At 52.8% G+C, this 21,980-nt stretch carries 17 protein-coding genes; all 17 read left to right on the top strand.

Annotated elements, in window-relative coordinates:
* The first annotated feature begins 13 nt into the window (after positions 1-13).
* On the top strand, positions 14-829 hold the full coding sequence (locus XYCOK13_RS18265; RefSeq protein WP_213413681.1) for a M23 family metallopeptidase: 816 nt from the start codon (positions 14-16) through the stop codon (positions 827-829).
* Positions 830-1,117: 288 nt separating this feature from the next.
* Positions 1,118-1,405, top strand: coding sequence for a sporulation transcriptional regulator SpoIIID (gene spoIIID / locus XYCOK13_RS18270; RefSeq protein ID WP_213413682.1), 288 nt, complete (start codon positions 1,118-1,120; stop codon positions 1,403-1,405).
* A 138-nt stretch (positions 1,406-1,543) separates the two neighbouring features.
* Positions 1,544-2,542 carry a rod shape-determining protein gene (locus XYCOK13_RS18275; protein WP_213413683.1) on the top strand — a complete coding sequence of 333 codons (999 nt, stop codon included), beginning with the start codon at positions 1,544-1,546 and terminating at the stop codon, positions 2,540-2,542.
* Positions 2,543-2,558: 16 nt separating this feature from the next.
* Positions 2,559-3,500, top strand: coding sequence for a flagellar hook-basal body protein (locus XYCOK13_RS18280; RefSeq protein ID WP_213413684.1), 942 nt, complete (start codon positions 2,559-2,561; stop codon positions 3,498-3,500).
* Between the two features lie 30 nt (positions 3,501-3,530).
* Complete coding sequence (locus XYCOK13_RS18285; RefSeq protein WP_213413685.1) at positions 3,531-4,439, top strand: flagellar hook-basal body protein; 909 nt, start codon at positions 3,531-3,533, stop codon at positions 4,437-4,439.
* A gap of 37 nt (positions 4,440-4,476) precedes the next feature.
* Positions 4,477-4,779, top strand: coding sequence for a DNA-directed RNA polymerase subunit beta (locus XYCOK13_RS18290; protein ID WP_213413686.1), 303 nt, complete (start codon positions 4,477-4,479; stop codon positions 4,777-4,779).
* A 166-nt stretch (positions 4,780-4,945) separates the two neighbouring features.
* Positions 4,946-5,470: a CDP-alcohol phosphatidyltransferase family protein gene (locus XYCOK13_RS18295; protein WP_244865254.1), complete on the top strand. Its 525-nt coding sequence runs from the start codon at positions 4,946-4,948 to the stop codon at positions 5,468-5,470.
* Positions 5,471-5,665: 195 nt separating this feature from the next.
* Positions 5,666-6,103, top strand: coding sequence for a 3-hydroxyacyl-ACP dehydratase FabZ (gene fabZ, locus XYCOK13_RS18300; RefSeq protein ID WP_213413688.1), 438 nt, complete (start codon positions 5,666-5,668; stop codon positions 6,101-6,103).
* Positions 6,104-6,182: 79 nt separating this feature from the next.
* The gene (locus XYCOK13_RS18305) at positions 6,183-7,889 is read left to right on the top strand and encodes a phospho-sugar mutase (RefSeq protein WP_213413689.1); all 1,707 of its coding nucleotides are present in this window, start codon (positions 6,183-6,185) and stop codon (positions 7,887-7,889) included.
* 85 nt (positions 7,890-7,974) lie between these two features.
* Positions 7,975-10,098: a DUF5693 family protein gene (locus tag XYCOK13_RS18310; protein WP_213413690.1), complete on the top strand. Its 2,124-nt coding sequence runs from the start codon at positions 7,975-7,977 to the stop codon at positions 10,096-10,098.
* On the top strand, positions 10,071-11,267 hold the full coding sequence (gene csaB / locus XYCOK13_RS18315) for a polysaccharide pyruvyl transferase CsaB (protein ID WP_213413691.1): 1,197 nt from the start codon (positions 10,071-10,073) through the stop codon (positions 11,265-11,267). The genes XYCOK13_RS18310 and csaB overlap by 28 nt, the downstream gene beginning before the upstream one ends.
* A 6-nt stretch (positions 11,268-11,273) precedes the next feature.
* The gene (locus tag XYCOK13_RS18320; RefSeq protein ID WP_213413692.1) at positions 11,274-12,017 is read left to right on the top strand and encodes a WecB/TagA/CpsF family glycosyltransferase; all 744 of its coding nucleotides are present in this window, start codon (positions 11,274-11,276) and stop codon (positions 12,015-12,017) included.
* Positions 12,018-12,210: 193 nt separating this feature from the next.
* Positions 12,211-13,299 (top strand): glycosyltransferase family 4 protein, encoded by a 1,089-nt coding sequence (locus XYCOK13_RS18325; protein ID WP_213413693.1) that lies wholly within the window; start codon positions 12,211-12,213, stop codon positions 13,297-13,299.
* Positions 13,300-13,900: 601 nt separating this feature from the next.
* Positions 13,901-14,578, top strand: a complete 678-nt coding sequence (locus XYCOK13_RS18330) for a FaeA/PapI family transcriptional regulator (protein WP_213413694.1) — start codon at positions 13,901-13,903, stop codon at positions 14,576-14,578.
* A 405-nt stretch (positions 14,579-14,983) separates the two neighbouring features.
* Positions 14,984-16,399 carry an MBOAT family O-acyltransferase gene (locus XYCOK13_RS18335; protein ID WP_213413695.1) on the top strand — a complete coding sequence of 472 codons (1,416 nt, stop codon included), beginning with the start codon at positions 14,984-14,986 and terminating at the stop codon, positions 16,397-16,399.
* Entirely contained in the window at positions 16,374-17,555 is a 1,182-nt protein-coding gene (locus XYCOK13_RS18340) for a hypothetical protein (RefSeq protein ID WP_213413696.1), read from the top strand. The genes XYCOK13_RS18335 and XYCOK13_RS18340 overlap by 26 nt, the downstream gene beginning before the upstream one ends.
* A 210-nt stretch (positions 17,556-17,765) precedes the next feature.
* Positions 17,766-21,917, top strand: a complete 4,152-nt coding sequence (locus XYCOK13_RS18345; RefSeq protein WP_213413697.1) for an S-layer homology domain-containing protein — start codon at positions 17,766-17,768, stop codon at positions 21,915-21,917.
* Positions 21,918-21,980 lie beyond the last annotated feature (63 nt).

Genomic DNA, 21,980 nt, shown 5'->3' on the forward strand with positions numbered 1-21,980 from the left:
GAGGTGATGGAAGATGAGCCAAGAAAACAAAAATCAGCAAAAACCAGATTCCGGTTCTCAACAAGAAAAACCGGCAATCAAGCACGAGACTGCTGCAGGTACAACATCTTCATGGAAGAAGCTGCTTCGAAAAAAATGGGTATTTCCAGCGGCTTACATGGCAGCGGCAGCAATCATCCTAAGCTTAATGTGGGCCTATCAGGGATCAGAGCGAGATGCTTTGACCGATACGGATTTGACAGGCGGCGGATTGATCGCGGAAAGCGAAGATCCTACCGTGACCGAATCGGTTCTCGGCGAAGAAGATGCTCTGCCAGTGACCGTGCCTGCAGAGAGCATGCAGTGGCCGTTCGTAGAACAAGAAGCTATGGATGTCATTATGCCGTTCTACGAAGAAACGGCGGATGCCGCGACGAAGCAAGCTGCAACGATCCAATACAACAACACGTTCATGTTCAGCACCGGATTGGCGCTTGCGCATCAGAATGATGAGGCTTTTGAGGTGCTGGCCGCGATGAGCGGTACAGTCACACGCGCCGAACAGCTGCCGCTCGTGGGTAATGTTGTCGAAATTACGCATGAGGATGGACTGAAGACCGTCTACCAAAGCTTAGGCGAGATTCGAGTCAAGATGAATGACCGTGTTTCGCAAGGCATGGTAATCGGCACGGCCGGACGCAATGAACTGCAGAAGGACCTCGGCGTCCATTTGCAATTTGAAATTCAGGAAAATGACAGGCCAGTCAACCCGCAGGCGTATTTGCCTGCCCTGCATGGCATGGAAATGGATGAAGCCGAGGCTGCCGACGCAGAGGTTGATGAGGGCTAGGCAGGCGCAAGGATAAAACAGTGGAACAAAAAGCAGCTTGAGCGATGAAATGCTCGGGCTGCTTTTATTTTTTTTTGGCGCGGCAAGCAGCTGCCCTTGCCGGAGCTGGTTGATGAGCCATAAAGCCAGGCTGGTCAAGGGCATGCGACTGGCGGAGAAAACGCGAGAAAAAGTGTGCTCTGCAAAAAGTTTCGTGCGAAAAGAGCCTGTCAGGCTTGGAAACAAAGCATATATAGGCCGACCACTCATATAATGTACCAAACTATCTCGAGTAGGGAGGCGAGGGGCGTGCACGATTACATCAAGGAGAGAACCATCAAGATCGGTCGCAGTTTGGTCGAATCGCGCAACACGGTCCGTATGATTGCGAAGCAGTTCGGGGTATCCAAAAGCACGGTGCACAAAGATTTGACGGAACGATTGCCCGAGATCAACCCGGAGCTGGCCAATCAGGTGAAGACGATTCTGGAGTATCACAAATCGATCCGCCATCTTCGCGGCGGGGAGGCCACCAAGATCAAGTACAGAAAGCAAAAGGATACGGAATCGGAATCAGAAACGCTGGTTCTTCAGTAGCAGTCATAGGCTCCTGAACGAATTTTTCCTAGGAAAAAAGGATTTCTCAGATCGATGTCGAATTTTAGCGTAGGTGCTTTATGTATATATACAAGCGATCGGAATAAAACGGCTGCAGTCAGGGAGGATTTATAAGTAATGTTCGGCAAAGATATCGGTATCGATCTGGGAACAGCAAATGTACTTATTCACGTCAAGGGGCGCGGCGTTGTCTTGAATGAACCTTCTGTCGTCGCAATCGAAAGCGAGACCAAGCGAGTCCTGGCAGTGGGCGAAGAGGCGAGGCGAATGGTCGGGAGGACGCCCGGCAATATTATCGCGATTCGTCCTCTGAAAGATGGTGTCATCGCTGATTTTGAGATTACAGAGGTCATGCTCAAGCACTTTATCGGCAGAGTGGGGGGCAAGAAGTGGTACGCCCATCCGCGCATTCTGATCTGCGCCCCAACGAACATCACTTCCGTGGAGCAAAAAGCGATTCGCGAGGCAGCGGAACGAAGCGGCGCCAAGGAAGTATTTTTGGAAGAGGAACCGAAGGCGGCAGCCATCGGTGCAGGCATGGATATCTTCCAGCCGAGCGGCAATATGGTTGTCGACATAGGTGGCGGAACGACCGACGTAGCCGTCCTTTCGATGGGGGATGTGGTCACCGCCTCCTCTATTAAGGTCGCAGGGGACAAGTTCGATATCGCGATCTCCAAGTATATCAAGGATAAATACAAGCTGCTGATCGGCGAGCGAACAGCCGAGGAAATCAAACTGCAAATCGGCACAGTGCTTGCCGGCGGACGGGACGAGCAGCTCGATATTCGCGGACGGGATATGGTTACCGGTCTGCCCCTCACGGTAACGATTGAGTCCTGGGAGGTTCGCGAAGCGCTGTGGGATTCGGTATCCGCAATCATTGCCGCTGCGAAGTCGGTATTGGAACGGACTCCGCCGGAGCTGTCGGCGGACATTATCGACCGCGGCGTCATCTTGACGGGCGGCGGCGGCATGCTGCACGGATTGGATCAGCTGATGGCGGAGGAACTCAAGGTTCCGGTATTGGTAGCGGAAGACCCTATGCATTGCGTGGTCAAAGGGACGGGCATCATGCTGGACAACCTGGACCGCGTGTCGAAGAAGAAATTTTAACGGGAGGCCTTTGCGCATGTTAAGAGGATTATATACAGCGGCGTCCGGCCTGACTGCGAATCAGCGCAGACACGATACGATCACGAACAACATTGCGAATCTCAACACCCCTGGCTACAAGCAGGTGACAGCGGCGTCACGTTCCTTTCCGGAGATGCTGATTGCCTTGACGCATGGACAGCAGTCAACGCCGATAGGCCGCATCAACACTGGTGTATTTATTGAAGAGAACCTGCCGTTGTTCACGCAAGGGGATTTGATCGAGACAGCAAACAGCGCCGATTTTGCCATTGTCTCCAATATCCGTGTAGCTGAGAACGTTGGCGGAGAGCTGGTGGAGATTGCATTTGACGAGTCGGGCAAGGGACTGAACCAGGCCGGCCAAACCGTCTATCAGCCGCAGGCTTTCTTCACCTTGCGGAATGACGCGGGGGAGGAGCGCTATACGCGAATCGGCAAATTTATGCTGAATGGCGGCGGTGAATTGGTTACGTTGAATGGCAACCGATTGATCGGCCGCACGGGGGAGCCGATTACGTTCGCCGGCGCGACAATTGCAGGGTTGCCTGATGAGGAGCAGCCGGTTGTCTTCTCGCTGGATCAGATCAAAGTAGAGTCGGACGGCAGCATGTATGATGCCAATACAGGGTTGGCGATTCTCGATCAGGCGGGCAATCCGATGGCGCTTCGCTTAGCGCAAGTGGACAACCCTTACCGGCTGATCCGAGAAGGCGACGGCAATTATCGGCTGGATGAAGGGGAAGTACCTCCTCAACAAGTGCAGAATCTGGCTCAAATTTCAATTGAGCAGGGCTTTATCGAACGCTCGAACGTCGACTCCACCCAATCTATGATCGATTTGATGGCGGCGCAGCGGGCGTATGAAGCCAACCAGCGGATGGTTCAATATTATGATCGCAGCCTCGAAAAGGCTGTCAACGAGATTGGCCGCGTGTAATCAACCGGAAGGACTTGAGGTGAGTCAGAAATGAACAACTCCATTATTAATGCGTCTGTTTCCTTGCATGCGCTTCAGCAAAAACTGGATTTGCTCGCCAACAACGTTGCAAATGTGAATACGGAAGGCTATAAGCGGCGAGAAGTATCATTCCAGGATGTTCTGACAGCGGTGAAGCAGCAGCCTGAGGATTTCGAACTGCCCGGTCGGCGCACGCCGCTCGGCATTACTGAATCATGGGGCGCGCGCATTAGCCCGGTGCAGATCAACTTCGAGCAAGGCTCATTGAAGAGTACCGAGCAGCCGCTCGATATTGCCTTGGAGGGCAATGCGATGATTGAGCTGTTCGAGGTGCAGCGTGGTCCTGACGGCCAGCCTCTTCTTGGAGCGGATGGTCAGCCGTTGATGGATCGATATTTTACACGCGGCGGATCATTCAAGATCGTGCAGACGGAACCCGGCAGCATGAACGGCTATTTGGCTACACAGGACGGGCATCTGGTTCGCAATATCAACTTCGAGGGCGAGCTGGCGCCGATTTTGATTCCGCTGAATCACCGCATCGTCATTGACACGAACGGCAACATTAGTGTATATAACGATCAATCGGACAGTGAGCTGCCAACTGTAATGGGAACGCTGCCTCTGTATCAGATCAAGCGTCCGCAGCTATTGGAGAATGCCGGCAACAACTTGTTCCGGGTAGCCGACAATGCCGTGGGCAATGACGATGTCATGGAAGCGATCAACCTGAATGGACCGCGTACAGCTGCTACGAGGGATATTCAAGTGCGGCAAGGATTTATCGAGATGTCCAATGTGAATCTGACCGAACAGATGACAGAATTGATTGCGGTTCAGCGGGCATATCAGCTTACCGCACGCGCATTGACCAGCGCCGACCGCTTGAGTGAGATGGCTAATAACCTGCGCAGTTAAGCGGTAAATAAAGATCAAAAGGGGAACTAGTGCGGACATGCATGATCACGGAACAGAAAGCAGACGCCCAAGGCAGGAGGCGGAACAACCGAATCGCTCAGGAGCCAAGCCGGCGGCCGCCGGAGACGGCAGACCGAAGGCAAAGGCAAGCAAGCAGCCTCCATGGCTGAGGATCACACTTCGCATCTTGCGCTATCTTATTGTGCCGGTTGCTTGTGTCATTGCTTTGTACGTGGGGCTGTATGTGGGCTATGTGACATTAGGGGACCAGAGTGCAGGGGACATCTGGAAGCCGGAAACGTGGAAGCATGTATTTGATTTGGTGTTTGCCAAGGAATAGTCTTGATGATTTGCCTCTGATTCTGCCGTCCTTAGCAGGAATGGCCGGGACAGGGGCTTTCTTTCGTTTTGGGCGTGCAGCATATTGCCTGAGATGACAAAGTTTTCTTTTCGCTTCAAGCCATGTATAATGAATGAGGAAACTGCCGGATAGGGAGATGACACGCTTGAATCTGCCGAATATGCTTACAATCTGCCGATTTTTGTTGGTGCCTGTATATGTAGCCGTATTCGCTGCAGGGCAGCATGTGGGTGCCTTCGCTGTGCTCGTCATCGCCGGTGCGACAGATGTGCTGGACGGCTATATTGCCCGCTCTCGCGGACTGGTCACGCAAGTGGGCAGCATGCTTGATCCGCTGGCGGATAAGACGATGATGCTGGCGGTCATTATTACGCTGCTGGCTGCGGGGATGATTCCATGGCAGCTGGCGTTGATTTTATTCCTGCGAGATGCCGCTATGATTGTAGGCTCGGCGGTGTTTCACTTTCGGGGCAAGAAGACCGTTCCTGCAAACTGGATGGGCAAGCTTACAACGGCGCTCTATTATGTCGTGCTGATGTTCGTCTTTTTTGACCTGCCATACGCGATACCGCTGTTGTGGCTCGTTCTTCTGCTGTCGTTCGGCACCTCGATCGTCTATATTTGGAAATTTCGGATGCTCAACCACATGACGCGCCACCGGGCATCGTAAATGTGAAGCAGGAAAAGAACATGCTTGCCCGTCTGTCCGATCCATTCCGGGATGTCGGCTTTCCAGGCAAGCATGCTCTCTTATATCAACCCTCGCTACTGCAGATCACGAGGGGGACATTTCTTAGTGTGACTACAAGATAGTGGTTTTATACGGGACAAAGATTTCGTCAACTCGAAAGGGGATTCCAATCAGATGACTGTACTCGATATTCGCCAAATTCAAGAGATTATTCCGCATCGCCCTCCGTTTCTGCTGATTGATCGCATCATCGAGGTGGAACCCGGCAAACGGGCCGTCGGATTGAAAAATGTTACGATGAACGAGCCATTCTTCGTGGGCCACTTCCCGGGCTATCCGGTCATGCCCGGTGTGCTGATTGTAGAGGCGCTGGCCCAGGTCGGCAGCGTTGCGATGCTGATGGTTGAGCAAAATAAAGGCAAGCTGGGCTTCTTCGCGGGCATAGACGGATTTCGTTTTCGCGATCAAGTGAAACCAGGCGATACGCTGCAACTCGAAGTGGAAATCACTCGTCTAAAAGGTGCAGTGGGCAAAGGCAAAGCCGTGGCGAGGGTGGAAGATAAGGTCGTAGCCGAGGGTGAGTTGATGTTTGCCCTGTCGGATCAACAGTAAGCAAGGGTTCTCTGCCAGTGGAGTGAAACAAGCCAATCATTCCTATACTAAATAAGGAACAAAGGAGAGGAAATCAGGTATGGCGGAAACTCAAACACTTGCGATGGAGAGATATCAAGCATGGTTGGCGGATCCGAATATCGATGAAGCGACGAAGGAGGAGCTCCGTTCCATTGCGGACGACGCGCAGGAGATCGAGGACCGCTTCTTCCGCGAGCTCGCATTCGGAACGGGAGGCTTGCGCGGGGTAATCGGCGCAGGAACGAATCGCATGAATCGCTACATAGTAGGGAAAGCAACGCAAGGACTGGCCCAATACGTTCGGCGCATCGCAGGGGAGGGACAGCCCGCTGTGGCCATCGCGTACGATTCCCGGCACCAGTCACCTGAGTTCGCACTCGAAGCAGCCCGTGTGCTGGCTGGCAATGGGGTGCGTGCGTATGTGTTTCCAGAGCTGCGGCCCACTCCGGAGCTGTCCTTCGCGGTCCGGCATCTTCAGGCGACTGCCGGCATTGTTATTACGGCGAGCCACAATCCGCCTGAATATAACGGCTACAAGGTGTACGGCGCCGACGGAGGCCAGCTTGTGCCGGCCGATGCGGAACAGGTTATCGCGGAAATCCGGGATATTGCGACATTCGACGAGATCAAGCGGATGGAGCAACAAGAGGCAGAGCGCCAAGGGCTGCTCGTCTGGCTGGACGCAAGTGTCGATGAGGCTTTTATTTCGGCTTTGGCTCGGGTGAGTTTCAGCAGCAAGTTTGCGATTCCGGAAGATTTCCAGGTTGTTTATACACCGCTGCACGGCACGGGCAACAGGCCAGTGCGTGCAGCGCTTCAAGCGATCGGCGTCAAGCATGTGCATGTCGTGGCCGAGCAGGAAATGCCTGACCCTAACTTCTCCACGGTGAAATCGCCGAATCCGGAGGAGCGGGATGCATTCCGGCTGGCCATTCAGAAGGCGGAGGCGATTGGCGCGGATGTGGTGATCGGTACGGATCCCGATGCGGATCGGATGGGCGCTGTGGTGAAGGATCGCAGCGGACAATATGCGGTGCTGAGCGGCAACCAGTCCGGAGCCATTATGGCGCACTATTTGCTCAGCCGCATGAAAGAGGAAGGCACGCTGCCCGCGAACGGTGCTGTGATCAAGACCATTGTTACCAGCGAGATGGGCGCGTGCATTGCGGAGAGCTTCGGCATGAAGACGCTGAACACGTTGACCGGCTTCAAATATATTGGCGAGAAAATGACGGAGTTCGAGCGCACAGGCGAGCATACCTTCTTGTTCGGCTATGAAGAAAGCTATGGCTATCTGGCAGGCGACTATGCCAGGGATAAGGACGCAGTTGTCGCCAGCATGCTGATCTGTGAGGCGGCAGCTTGGTACAAAAGCCACGGCAAGAGTCTGGCTGACGTCTTGGAAGAGCTTTATGAGCAATTCGGTTATTTCCTGGAAGCCCTGGAATCGCGGACGATGAAAGGCAAGACCGGAATGGAGCGCATTGCGGCGATCATGGAGGACTGGCGTGCCCAGCCGCCGGCGGAAGTGGCTGGGGTAAAGGTCCGTCAACTTCTGGATTACTCGCAGGGCATTGACGGATTGCCGAAGGAAAATGTGCTGAAATTCATGCTAGAGGACGGTTCGTGGTTTTGCTTGCGTCCATCGGGTACGGAGCCGAAAATCAAAGTATACTTTGCCGTTTGCCGGGATTCCGGCGAAGCCTCGCACAAGGCGCTGCAGGCATTGGTGACCGATGTAATGGCTCGCGTTGACCGCATGTAAGGCAGACTGGCCATGCAATAAGCAATTGGTACAGCCTCTTCGGAAATTCCGAAGAGGCAGACTTTTACAAGGAGTGAATCATGTGTTGGCCTCATTCTTGAGATGGAACCGAAAGATGCAGCGCGTGCTGTGGCTGATCGTGGCGCTTGGCGTAATGGCAAGCCTGCCGATGGCAGCGGAGCGATGGCAGACCGAACAGTCTTCCGGCGGCGTGGAAATAGTTTTTGATTTTGCAGACTTGCTCGTGCTGTCTGAATTTGAAGCAGAACCGCAGACCTTTATGGATCAAGAGCTGGCAGCGATGCAAGGAGCAGGGGTCACAACCATTGCCATTTACGAGGCCACCTTGGTTGAGATGCAGCAAACCGGGCATATCAAGCTGTATACACCGCTTGAAGCAGCGTTGCTGGAAGGGAGCAGTTGGGCAGATCCAGACACCCGGCACACGTACTTGCTGTTCAGCGGCGAACAGGAACGGGCAGCTCTGCAGCCGATTATCGAAAGATATTTTGCCAGTCTGGATGTTCCTGTTCATCGCTGGGATGTTGACGACCGGGCGGGCTTGCGCATCGAAATGTCCCAGAATGCCGCGCAGCAGCTGCCGATGGAACCGAATCCGCTGCTGCTGGACAGGCTTCATGGCATGGGCTTTCAGCTTGCTGCCCGTCTAAGCGACCGTCCGCAATTGGACATGGCGAAGACGGAAGAAATGATCAGGATGCTCCATACATACGGCGTGCGGACGATCATCTTCGCGGGTCAAGCCGTTACCGGATTCACCGACGATGCGGAAGAACATACGCTGACTGCAATGGCGGAGCTCATGAATGAGTACGGCATCCGCATTGCGCTGATCGAAACGGATCCTTCCAAGCCTCAGCAGAAGGGAGCGGCAAAGCTTGCCTACTTGACCGATTATGAAGCGGTGCGGCTTCACTCGATCCTGGAAGGCGAGATGTTTCAATCGCCTGCTACGCTGTCCGACCGGATGGTGCTTGCGGTAACTGATCGCAACATCCGCATGATCTATTTGAATGCGAGCATACAGAGGGATACTGACACAGCATTCTTGAAAAATTCATTATTCAATATGAGAGAAAGCCTGAAAGGCCCGGACGGCGCAGTGCAGCGCATACAAGAGGAAGGCTTCCGGATGGGCGAAGCGGAGACGTTCACCGTCGCGGATTTCGTGCCGGCTGACAAGCTGTTGAAGCTGGTTGTCCTTGCAGGGGTGTTTGCTTTGGCGGCCTTGCTGGCGGGCATGTTCTTCCAGTGGTCTCCTCTTCTCGTATTCGTCGGCGGACTAATTGGCGGGGCTGGGCTATATGTGCTCTCTCCGATGCTGCTGCTTCAAGCCGCAGCCTTGCTGGCCGCCATCAGCGCGCCCAGTCTTGCGGTCATTCTGGCCATTCGCACGCTTGCTCGCAAGCATGGGCGCGAACAAGGCTTCAGCTCCAGCCGCGAGGGTGTGGTCGAGCAGAAAGGCGATACGGTCGGCCTTGCCGGCTGGCTGCTGATTGGCGCGCCAGACAAGGGAATGGCGTCATCGTGGCTGGGTGCTGTCGGCTTGCTGCTGCGTACGGTAGCCATTTCCTTAATCGGCATTATCTACGTTGTCGGCTTGCTGCATACGATTACGTATTTGCTGGCCATTGATCTGTTCCGCGGTGTCAGTCTGCTGAAGCTAGCCCCGATCGGCATTGTCGTGTTGTATTATATCTTCTTCCGGGACGAGCTGTCGCTTGAGCGGATAGCAGGCCGCGTCAAAGCGATTTTGATGGCCAATATCAAAGTTGTGTATATTGTGATCCTGGGTATAGTGGGGGTTGTTGGCTTGTATTACTTGTCTCGCGCCGGCAACGCCGGAACCACCTTGCCATACGAGCGTGCCTTCCGCGCATTTCTGGAAAATACGCTGGGCGTCAGACCACGCACGCAGGAATTTTTGATTGGCCACCCCTTGCTTATTGCCGGCGCTTATCTTTGTCTGCGTTACCGCAAAGGCTTGCTGCTTGTCGTCCTCGGCGTCATTGGCCAACTGACGATGGTCAACACGTTTACCCATCTCCATACGCCGCTGGACATTTCCATGCTGCGCGTGACCTATGGGGTGGCGTTCGGATTGCTGGTGAGCGTTGTGCTGGCCGGTGTGCTTGAAGTGCTGATAAGGAGCTGGAGAAAATGGGCGCATCTGTTCCGCGTATTTTAATATCCGGTTATTATGGCTTTGACAACAGCGGAGACGAGGCGGTGCTGCTCTCGATTATTCAAGCGCTCCGGCTTGCGGCGGACGAGGCCGGTATTCAGGTGGAGCCCGTCGTGCTGTCGGGCAATCCGGCCGAGACCGAAGCGATGTACGGGGTGAGTGCGGTACCGCGCATGCAGCCGGGCGCGCTGTTGGCGGCCATTCGCAGCTGCTCCGGCTTGATTAGCGGCGGCGGGAGCCTGCTGCAGGACGTGACTGGCAATGGCAGCATTCCGTATTACCTCGGCGTGATCAAGCTGGCGCAATGGTTCGGCAAACCGACCTTTATCTATTCGCAGGGAATTGGCCCGGTTCAGCGGCCTGTCTTCCAGAAGCTGATCGCGTCGGTATTCAACCGCACGCAATTCATTTCGGTACGCGATGCGGAATCGGCTGAGCTGCTGCGGGGCTATGGTGTCCGCCCCAACGTGGAGGTTGTGCCCGATCCCGTTATGGGGATGCGATCGTCGTCTGACGGCGCTTCCGCAGACCAAGCGCTGGAGCGAGCGGCAGGTTCTTCCGAAGCTGCGCTGGCAGCTTCGGATTTGGCCGCGGCAAATATCGTGCCGGGGTCTTCTGCTGATCGTCCTGTGATCGGCGTATCTGTCCGGTATTGGCGCGAGGATCGTGCCGATCTGCAGCAAACGGCGGATCTGCTGTCGCGCCTCTGCGAATCGCATGACGCCAGACTTTTGTTCCTGCCGTTCCATGAACCGCACGATCGCGAAGCTTCGAGCTGGGTGATAGAGCGTCTGAGCGCTCCCGCTGCGGCTCGAGCGGAAATAGCTCCGCCTGCGCCGCACCCCTTGACGATGCTGAACCAGGTAGCCGGCTGCACGGTGTTGATTGGCATGCGGCTGCATGCCCTGATTTATGCGGCCTCGCAAAGGGTGCCGCTAGCCGGCATCAGCTACGATCCGAAAATCGACCGGTTTCTAGCCCAGATTGCGTCAACGCCAATTGGGACAACGGACAGAATCGACCTGGACGCCGCGATTTTATCCGTAGAAGGGCTGCTGGCCAATCCAGAGGACTGGAAGCGCGCGCACGCCGCAGAAATCGACAGCTTGATCAAAAAATCACAGCAGCCGGCGCAACATATTGCAAAGCTGCTGCGTCAAATACAAAGGTGAGGTAAAATGAACCAGCTACCCTTGTCTTATCCGAAGATGAAACTATTCGATATTACGGTATCTACCATGAATATGCAGGAAACGGTCGAGTATTTGACTGAGGCGGTTCGCGCCAGGACTCCGCATCAGGTGATTACTGCAAATCCCATTATGATGATGGCAGCGCTGGAGGATCCGGCTTATAAAGCCATGATGCAGCAGGCGGAGCTGATTGTGCCAGACGGCACGGGCGTAGTGTGGGCGGCTTCCCGTCTCGGCTCCCCGGTGAAAGAACGGGTGGCTGGCTACGACCTGCTCCATGAGCTGCTGCGCAAGGGCGAGCCGCATGGCTGGAAGGTGTATCTCCTGGGCGCTGAGCCCGATGTGGTACATACAGCCGCCGCGCGGATTAGGGAAATGTACCCCGGCATTCAATTAGTTGGCGAGCGCGACGGTTATTTCAAGGATGAGGAAGATGCTGAAGTGATCGCGGATATTCGCGAAAAGCAGCCCGATTTGCTCTTCGTGGCAAGATCTGCCAAGAATCAGGAACCGTGGATAGGCAAGTATAAGAATGAGCTGCAGGTGCCTGTCATGATGGGAGTCGGCGGCAGCTTTGATGTCATTGCCGGCAAGGTCAAGCGCGCTCCGGATCTCTGGATTCGCTTGCGTCTGGAATGGCTGTATCGGCTTGTTAAGGAGCCGTGGCGTTGGCGCAGAATGTTGGCGCTGCCCAAATTCATGTGGCGCGTCATACGTACCCGGCCCTAACGCATCTGCTCTGTGCATGAGACTTGCCTTGTAGTCATAGTCATCCAGTAACGGTCTTTTCCATCGGTTCGGCCGTTTGTGAACAGAACGTGAACATGTCCCCTGTGCGAAAAATTTCGGTTGGTGTTTCCTGATTCGACAATGTATAATTTATTGTTGAATGCAGGAACACAAAAGAGGTGGATTAGGAAGAATGATCTATTTATATAGTCTGGCGTTTGTGGCGGCTTTGATCATTGCGTTGGTATTGACACCGGCTGTGAAGCACTTTGCCGTTTGGGTTGGCGCCGTAGATGCTCCGAATCATCGTAAAGTGCACACACGCATCATGCCGCGGTTGGGCGGTCTGGCCATATTCATTGCGTTTATTGCCGCATTCTTTATGATTTCTCCTGTGCTGGACAATTATAAGCAGAATGCCGCCTGGGCGCTTGTGGTCGGAGGCTCGATCGTCGTGTTGGTCGGTGCGCTGGATGATCGCTTTCAGCTGTCCCCGAAGGTTAAGCTGCTTGGACAATTGATTGCGGCTGTCATTGCCGTCATCGGTTTTGATCTGCGTGTTGATCTGGTCAACTTGCCATTCGGCGACGCCATGAGCATAAGTATGGAATGGCTCAGCATCGCCGTTACAATCTTCTGGATCGTCGGCGTGACGAACGCACTGAACTTGATCGACGGTTTGGACGGACTGGCAGCGGGCGTATCCGCCATTGCCATCGCGACTATGCTTGTGCTGGCTATTATGATGGGCAATGTAACGGTTATTTTGCTCAGTACGATATTGCTTGGCAGCATCATCGGATTTTTGTTCTTCAATTTTCATCCGGCCAAGATCTTCATGGGGGACTCTGGCGCGCTGTTTCTCGGCTTTAGCTTGGCGGTGCTATCTGTGCTCGGATTTAAGCAAGCGGTATTCGTCTCCTACATCGTGCCATTGGCCATGTTAGGCGTTCCGCTTTCGGATACGTTCTTCGCCATTGTGCGGCGGTTGGTGAATCGGACGCCGATATCGGTAGCGGACAAAAGCCATTTGCACCATTGCATTCTGCAGCTCGGCTTCAGCCACCGCATGACCGTACTGATGATTTATGCGATTGCTGTTTTCTTCGGCGGTGTAGCTGTCTTGCTTTCGCAGACAACAGCATTGTGGTTGACCGTATTGATCGTAGCCGTGCTGCTTGTAGTGCTGGAAATTGGCGCCGAGGCTATTGGCATTATCAGCAAAGGCAAAAAACCGGTGCTCCACTTCCTGCGCACCTTCGGGACGCGAATGCTGAAGTAAGTGGCGGCGTCCAAACTGTGCAGCCGTTGTGGCGTGTGACAGTGAACGAGGTGGTATGGGGACTTGATAGGTCCTTACCTAACTAGTGAATATGCAGCGCATGAGCTGACGGAATAATTTAGTGCTCATTTCTGATCACTAATTAGTTGAAATTGGTCATGATTTTGAAATTAGTGATCATCTCTGATTACTAATTTGGCCCTACAGATCGAAATGGTCGGATGTTAAGGGAAATAAGATCGAGAATGATCACTATTTGCCAGATAGCGCACGGTTGGCCAAAAATAAGATCACAAATGGTCACTAATTCTCTCTTTCTCTTGGAAAGCAACAAACGTACAAATAAACATTATGCGAATGTAGCGGTTGATCCCCATTAGGCATGATCCAAAGTAACTCGAAATGATAGCTTTTTACCATTCAAATATCAATTTGGTTGTGAAGCACACGCCAAGCTGATCCGGAGGAACGATTCGGACGCTATGGCGTGTTTTTTTGTTCTGGAAGAGAGATGACGCCAGGCTCACTTGTACTTTATAAGGGCAGTCCTGGCGAGGAAGTGTGGGAGCAACCATATTATATTAAAAAGGCGGGAAATCACATGTCTGAATTCGAACGCGAATGGAACAGATGGATGGAACGACATATACAGGTGCGGAAGGGGGAGCGCAAGCAAAGGCTTTTGAATGAGCTTGGTCATGGGGAGATGAAGTTCCTGCGGGAAATATGGTTTCCGGTTCGCAGAAGCTTGGATCGGCTGCATCCGGAGTATGAGGTGAAGGATCATCAGGGCAAACCGCGTTTTCTGGATTTCGCTTATGTGTCGGAACATGTGAAAGTGGGTTTCGACGTGCAAGGATACGGCCCGCATGGTCGCGATGTGAGCAGATGGCGATTCGCGGATGAACGCAAGCGGACGGCATTTCTGCTAGGGATGGGCTGGCATCTATGCCCGTTCGCCTACGACGATTTGGAAGGTGAACTTGATCAGTGCCGATTTTTGCTTCAACTTGTTATGGGCAGATTTCTTGGGACACCATCACCGCTGGACAAAGGAGTATGGAGAGAAAAAGAGGTACTGCGCTATTTCATGAATCATCCCGATCCTGCTCGTGCGAAAGATATTGCCGATGCCTTCAGCGTCAGCGCACAAACCGCACGTCGAATTTTGCTGCAGTTGCGCAACAAACAATGGATTGAACCGGCAAATGCAAGTGGAGATAAGAGGCGCATTCATGCTTATGTCATTCATCCTGCAGCTGTTAAGTTTGTTCTATAAGAGAACGGGAGAGTGAACCAGGCGGCGTTATGGAGATCTAGAAAAATGGAACGGAGCTTTGGCGCGTGAAAGAATAAGAAAATTTTAGTCACTGCATACGGGGAGAGGGAAACTTTTTCATCCATTCTTCGTCTAATGGTACATATGGCATGTGCTTCCTGTCCCTCGGGCATCCTACGAACGGAGCAGGTGTCGACAATTTTTGCAATTCGAAATTTCGAACAGATCAATTGAATTGGCTTACTGCATCTGTGCGGGGAACTTCACGATTATGGGAGTGCCGCGAACGGTAGGCCCGATCTTTAAGTATAGTCATTTGCACGAAATTGCTGCATAATGAGAAAAGCACTCGCACGCGGCAACGGATCGTGCAAGGACTATCAAAAAAGGTGGAGCTCGTACGTTATGGTATTTCATTCTCCTAATTTTCTTGTTTTTTTCGGATTGCTATTGCTTCTGTTTCTGTTTGTGAAAAAATGGCGGTTGGCGATTCTCGCTGCAGGCAACATTTGGTTCTACGGCTCATCCGGGCTTGGCATGTTAGCGGTGTTCGTCGCGGTGACGGCGCTTGTGTTTCTCGCTGTTCACGGCATGCAGCGCCCTGGGTTTCGCTGGTTATACATAGTCGGCCTTGTGGTCCCGATCCTAAATCTTGTATGTTTCAAATATACGCTGCTGTTGCTGGAAACCTGGGGTTCGCTGACGGGATTGCCTCTGGGACCGATGGAGCAATTTGCTTCAAGTCTTGTTTTGCCTGTAGGGATATCCTTCTATACATTTCAGCTGCTCGCTTATCTGATAGATGTGCGCCGAGGCGAGCTTGAGCCTACCCGGTCTTTTTTTCGCTTCTGGGTTTTCATTTCGCTGTTTCCGCAGCTGATTGCAGGTCCTATTATGCGGGGCAAGGAGCTGATGCCGCAGGTTGATGCGATTCAGGAAAAGTCGATTCGCTGGCAGGAGATCAAATACGGGATGTATTTGTTTTTTGTCGGACTGGCGAAGAAAATTCTCATTGCCGATCCACTGTCGCTTGAGGTGAACGAGTGGTTTGCGCAAGGCGCGGCGATGTCTTCAACGGATGCTTGGCTGGCTGCCTATGGCTTCGGCTTCCAGATATATTTCGACTTTTCGGCCTATAGCGATATGGCAATCGGCCTCGGCTGGATGCTCGGATTCAGACTGATTGAGAATTTTCGCTCGCCCTACATCAGCGCCGACCCAAGCGAGTTTTGGCGCCGCTGGCATATCTCGCTGTCGCGATGGATTCGCGATTATGTATACATCGGGCTGGGCGGCAACCGCAAAGGTGCGGCCAGAACTCATCTGAATCTGTTGGCAGCCATGCTCATATCAGGCCTCTGGCATGGGGCTATGTGGACTTTCGTGCTGTGGGGAGGCCTGCACGGCCTGCTGCTTATTCTGCACAAGCTCACCTTAAAGCTTAACCGCTGGAACTGGGTTGAGCGGTTGCGTTCCTTCTGGCTCTATCGTGTAGTGGCTGTGGCGGTATTTTTCCATGTGGTCACGTGGACGTGGGTGTTTTTCCGGGCTCAGGATTTTACATTGGCCATGGATATGACCGCGAAGATGCTTGCGGTCGATTGGCTCGCGCTTTGGCAGACGCCGATGTTCATGCTGATGGTTGGGTTGTATGCGTTGCATTTATTTGAATACGGCCTGCGAACGAAGGAAGCGCTCTTCTCTCGCGTTTGGCACTGGGTGCCCTTCCCGATTCGCGGTGTTGTGTATGCGGGTTTCGTGTTGGCGATTTTATATATGTTGAGAGGGGAGACTTATGACTTCATATACTTCCAATTCTGATCATCCTGTTGAGGAGCTGGAACATGCTGCGACTGTCTTGGGCAGCCAAGAGGAGAGCGAGCCGTCTATCGGCGGCGATATCCGGGAAAGCGTGCGCGAGCAGCCGCTTCCGAGCAGAACCGAGCGCAGTGCGGAAGGAAGCCGGCAACGGGCTCGGCGACGCTACATCGGGCTGGGGCTGGCAGCATTGCTGTCGATCCTGATATTGCTGGAAACGCTGGTGTTCCGCAATACGGATTTTTACGGTTATTCGCCCGGTTTTATCGGGCAATTGGCCGAGCTTAAGGCTTCCTATGCGCAGGAAGAGCCTGCACAGATCAAGGTGGCGATCTTCGGCGATTCGATGAGCCTGGATGCGCTGCGGCCGGAGATCATGGAGGATGAAGCGGGGTGGCCGCGCGGGACGGTGTTCAACTTCAGCCTATCCGGCGGTTCCGCTTTTGACATGTATAAGACGTACAAATCGTATGAGTCCCGGCTGCCCGCAATGGAGCATGCGATCATTGTAGTGAACGAGCATCAGATCAACAATGCGGAGGCAGCGAAGGACATCAAGTTTAAGTTTTATGCCAATCTGAATGATCGCCTGCAGGTGATAAACCGGGACAATTACGGTGAACTGCTGCTTGGCTGGGCTTGGAAGGGCTATGAGATGCGCGAGGTTTGGAAGATGATGCTGGACAAATACCGGCATGACCGCGAGCATCCGGACGAACCGAAGCAGCTGCGCGATGAGATTCCCGCTTATCCGGGCGGCATCAAGCCGCTGACGTGGTCGCCGAGGACGGATAAAACCTATGAGTACGCGGAAGAAGTGGCGGCGCGCTGGTTCGACCCTTACGTAACCGAAGGCGTGCGTACGGAAGCGCTGGGCAAATTGATTCGCGAACTGACAGAAAGCGGCGTTCAGGTAACGATTTTGCAAATTCCGCGCACCCCGTTCTTCGAACAGGCGGTATCCGCCAAGTATGAAGACAAGCGCCAAGAATATCTGGCGATTGTTCAAGGTTACGCCGACGAATACGGCGCTGCGTTCACGGTCATGTCGAACGAAGGGCTCGATCCGGAGACGGATTTCCGGGATACGAATCACGTCAGTCCGGACGGAGCGGAGAAAGTCAGCCGCGACATTGCCCGCCGCTGGCTGGTTCCGTAGTCGCCAACATGCAACAAGATTCTCGCTGCCAAACTAGCGTTTTTTTGACAATTTTCTCTTTAAAAGCTCTTGGCTTGTACCGATATATACTGTACGAGATTTTTTCGGGGAGTGGATGCGACTGTACGTGACAAGCACTGGCGAAATAGAGGATATTGGAAAATTGACGTATACAGAGGCAACTATACACAATTCATGGGAGGTATGGACGTGGCACGAAAGCTCATAGCTGTTATTACTGTAATCGCCGTGGCGTTAAGCATTATTACTGTGCCGGCAGACATAAGCGAGGTCGAGGCGGCTGGCAGCCAGGCATTTCATTTTCCGAATGAAAGCTCAAGCCTTTCATCAGCGCGCATAACGACGGACGAATTTGTAGATATGAACGGGACCATTAATGTTCAGGGCAATGAAGTGACATATACGATTGAACAAATTCTGGACCCTTCTCAGCCGATTACACCAGGCAATATCGGAAATTCGCGGGAAAACGTCAGCAACAATATTTTTATTGACGGCAACCGGATTTCTGTATTCAATCTGCAGCTGTACTCGGGTGTCAACAGAATTACGTTCAGAGGCACGCAAGGATATCAGGAAGTAGTGAGCACGTATTATATCGAATATCGGGACGGTCCGGTTCTCTACAATCTCGCCGCCTCGCTGGACGGCAACAACTTCCCGTTGAGGGAAAATGAGCCGACGGTGGTATATTCGCAGAACACCGACGGAGATGCAAGCGCCGATATCAGCATAACCGGTACGGCTCCGAATTCGCGCAACGTAACGGTTGAAGTGAACGGCAGATCGTGGACGTATCCGGTCAACAGCTCGAACAACTATCAGTTCTTCGCTTCGCCGATTCGAGTGGAGAAAGGCATCAACATCGTTACCATCAAGGTGAGCAATGCATCGCAAGTAGTGGAAACTACACGCGAAATCGCTTTTTATAATGGGGCAGTTACGTTTTTTGATGCAAAGATTTTTACGGACGCCAATTCGAATGATGTTCCTGAGCCTGGCGAGAATCCGGTAGGTCTGGCCATCCATCCGAATTATTCGGTCAGCAGCTTGGCAAACTTGAAGGTGAACGGTCGAGTTATTGTGCCGAACGCATCAAGATACTATAACGATCTGCTGCATCCAGACCCGGACAATTACGAGATCGAATATACGATTGGCACGGATACCGGAACGGTAATAGCACAGAAAATTCCAGGCATGTCTTATACGCAAAATGATGACTTCTTCGTCTTCGACTATACGATTCCGCTGCCGAGTACGCTGAATTTTGATCAGCAATATGAGGTGACGCTGCGGGGCGACAATCATGTGAACATTTACCTGGACCTTGGCAATGCCAGGGAAGGAACGGATCCTGCTGAGCTCATGTTTTCCCTTAGAAATGCGAGCCAGTCTTATATTTATGACATCAATTATATTCCGAACTACCAAAGTCCAAACACGCTGCCTGTGCCGGAGGGTTACTTTAATGGCGTCAGCAGCCGGGACATTGAGGGCGCCAATATATTCAATATGCCGATTGGCGTGGAAGTGTTGATTGGAAACCCTGATGGACTTGCAGCATTGGATGGAGATGGAAATCCTACCACGCATATCGCCGAATTGGTTAGAATCAGTGAGGTTCGGGATGCCAATGGCACGGTCTATACGGCTCCGAGCACGGATTATTCCTACAGCGCGAACATCTTGCCGAACGACAATGAGCGTTGGCCTATTGTGACGCGCAATGTGAATGGAAGAGATGAGCGATTCCTGCGCGTCATTCTGGAAATAACGAAGCTGCCGAGTGCAGGCACCCATCGCTTGACCTTCGAGCTGAATTCGGGTTGGCAATATGCCGACGGCACTCCTGGTACAGGAGGCGTAAGCGCAGAGAAGAAAAATGTCAGCATATCGCTGGTATACGGACCTTATGTGCAATTCTCGGGCTTGTTCGACGAGATGCGAATTAATGATGATACAACGCAGGCTCAGGGAGATCGGATGACCAGGCTGATTAATGACACGTTCAAGCAGTTCCGGGGCACGCTCTCGAATGTGAGCAATACAGACCAGATCCGTTATGTGGACAACCCTCCGAATAGCTTGCGGACGGTATCGTTCTACATTAATAATACGATGATCGATCTTCAGGCTGTCGACCCTGCCAAGCCTACAGAGTTTATCATCAGGCAGACGGATGAAGTGAGACAGAGAGCGTTCAATGCGCTTGTGAGCGGAGAGAACACATTCCAGTTTTTCTTCCGGACGAATAACAATACGTATGAGCGAACGTATACGGTCTATCTGATTCCGACGAACTTGCCGCAAATTCCGGTGCCGAATACGGATGGCGTGTTCCCTTACAGCATCAATGCGTCGACGCCGAATCCGAACGATCCGAATTTTGTTATGACCGGCGGCATTTATTCAACGAAGGAAAGAGAAATGAACGTATTCGGAACGTTCGACTTCATCGATCTGGGATCAAACCCGCAAGCGAAGTTGGATACAATGTCAACGGAAGTGAAGGAAGGTTATATACTGCGCATTGTATCCGGCGATCAGGAATACAGATGGACGCTGAATGATCGCTTTATCAGTGGCGGTACGACAGTGAATGAAGGCGGCAGAACCGTAAACAACCTTCAAGTCACGTATATACCGAATGGGGAGTACTTTACTTTCAGGCTGACCAACCAGCAGATTCCGCAGGACGGCAGCACGAAAATTTATAATATCAGCGTGTATAATAACGGTCTGGGCGGCCCAAGAGCTACTTATCGTCTGGAAGTGAATCCGACAGCCATTGCTTATGATGTGGTGCGACCGAAGCTGCCGGAAAAACGAATTGTCAATGCGAACTTCGTAGAACTGGTTGTCTATGCTGAAGGCGCTGACAGCATGCTGGTCGGCAAGGAAGAAGCGGAGAAGGTTAACTTCGACGATGTAACCCGAACCTACAACGGTGCTTTCCGTTATATTGTGAAAGATCTCAAGGCTAACCGCGACAATGAAATCAAGTTTACGATTGTACGCGGAGAGGACCAAATCCAGGGTTCCATCACAGTGCGTTATGAACCGACAACGATCCCTGGGGCGCAGTATATGGAAGCGTTCGGCTCCAGGCACAGCGCATTCAACAAGTCGGTCGAGCTGAGCTTTACAAGAGGCACTACGCTGATTCGACGGGATTACAACGTTCCGGAGGAGTTCAAAAACCAGGTGTTCAGCGGACACGATTTGCTGCTGGCAATTGCGAACCCGGAGGATGGCGTCGTGGATCGACGCGATTTCGAGAATGTCCCGGCGAATTTCGACCAGCGTGTGGCCAGCTTCGGAGCGCGGTTCAGGGCATCCTTCCCGGAACGGTACATGAAGGCGAGTCCGGTATACTGGATCGACGTCGGCTTGGCGGATGATCCGAATACGAGACAAGTATTCGATCCGATCAAGCATGGAGCGGATCCGTTCCAATATTCGAACTCGGGCATACCGTCGTATGACGATCGTCCGGCTAATCGAGAATTAATGCCGTCCAATCGTGGCACATTAAAGCTGCGCTACAATGCCGACATTCGCCAGGCATCCGGCAGAACGGTAACGGTATTCCGTTACAATCCGGTCGAGAAGTTCTGGGAGAACCTAGGCGGCAAGGTGGATACAAGAAATAATACAATCGAAGTTCCTTTCGATAAGTTCGGCTATTATGTAGTAGGCAATCTGTCGTACTCCTTCTTGGACATTACACAGCATCATTACGCAAGAAACTACATGGAAGCCATTCTTGCCAAGGGGATTATGAACCCCATCAGCTTTAATGAATTCGGTGCAGATTACTATGTTACTCGCGGTGAATTCGCGACGATGATTGTCAAGGCGCTGCAATTCCCGCTTGATTATGAGCTCGGCAACCTGTCGTTCCATGATGTGCTTCGAATACCGCCAACGCCAAACTCGCTTTGGGATTACCGCCACATCGAAACGGCAGCCAGAAGAGGCATCATTCGCGGCACAGAACCAAGGATCTTCGAGCCTGGCAGCTATCTGACACGCGAACAGGCAGCGTTCATTCTGGCGACAGCCTTGAACATGAAGATGGATACGAACGCCGACAAGGTGAAAGCATCGCTCAGCAAGACGTTCCAGGACTTCAGCGATGCGACGTTCGCGTATTACTTCCAGCCGGCTGTCGATGCGATTGTGAAGAAGGGATACATCCAAGGCTCGCCGGTAGACCCGACAGATCCGAAGGCAGGACGTGTCTTCGAGCCCAAAGCACGTCTTACACGTGCCGATGCTGCGATCATCATCGCCAAGGTGCTTGCCGATCAGAAGATCTTGCCGGAAATTCATTAATACTTCTAGATTGTCCAAGCCGCATCGCAATGATGCGGCTTGCTACATGGAAAATCTTTGACA

It is taken from the genome of Xylanibacillus composti (assembly GCF_018403685.1).
GTDB classification, from domain to species: domain Bacteria; phylum Bacillota; class Bacilli; order Paenibacillales; family K13; genus Xylanibacillus; species Xylanibacillus composti.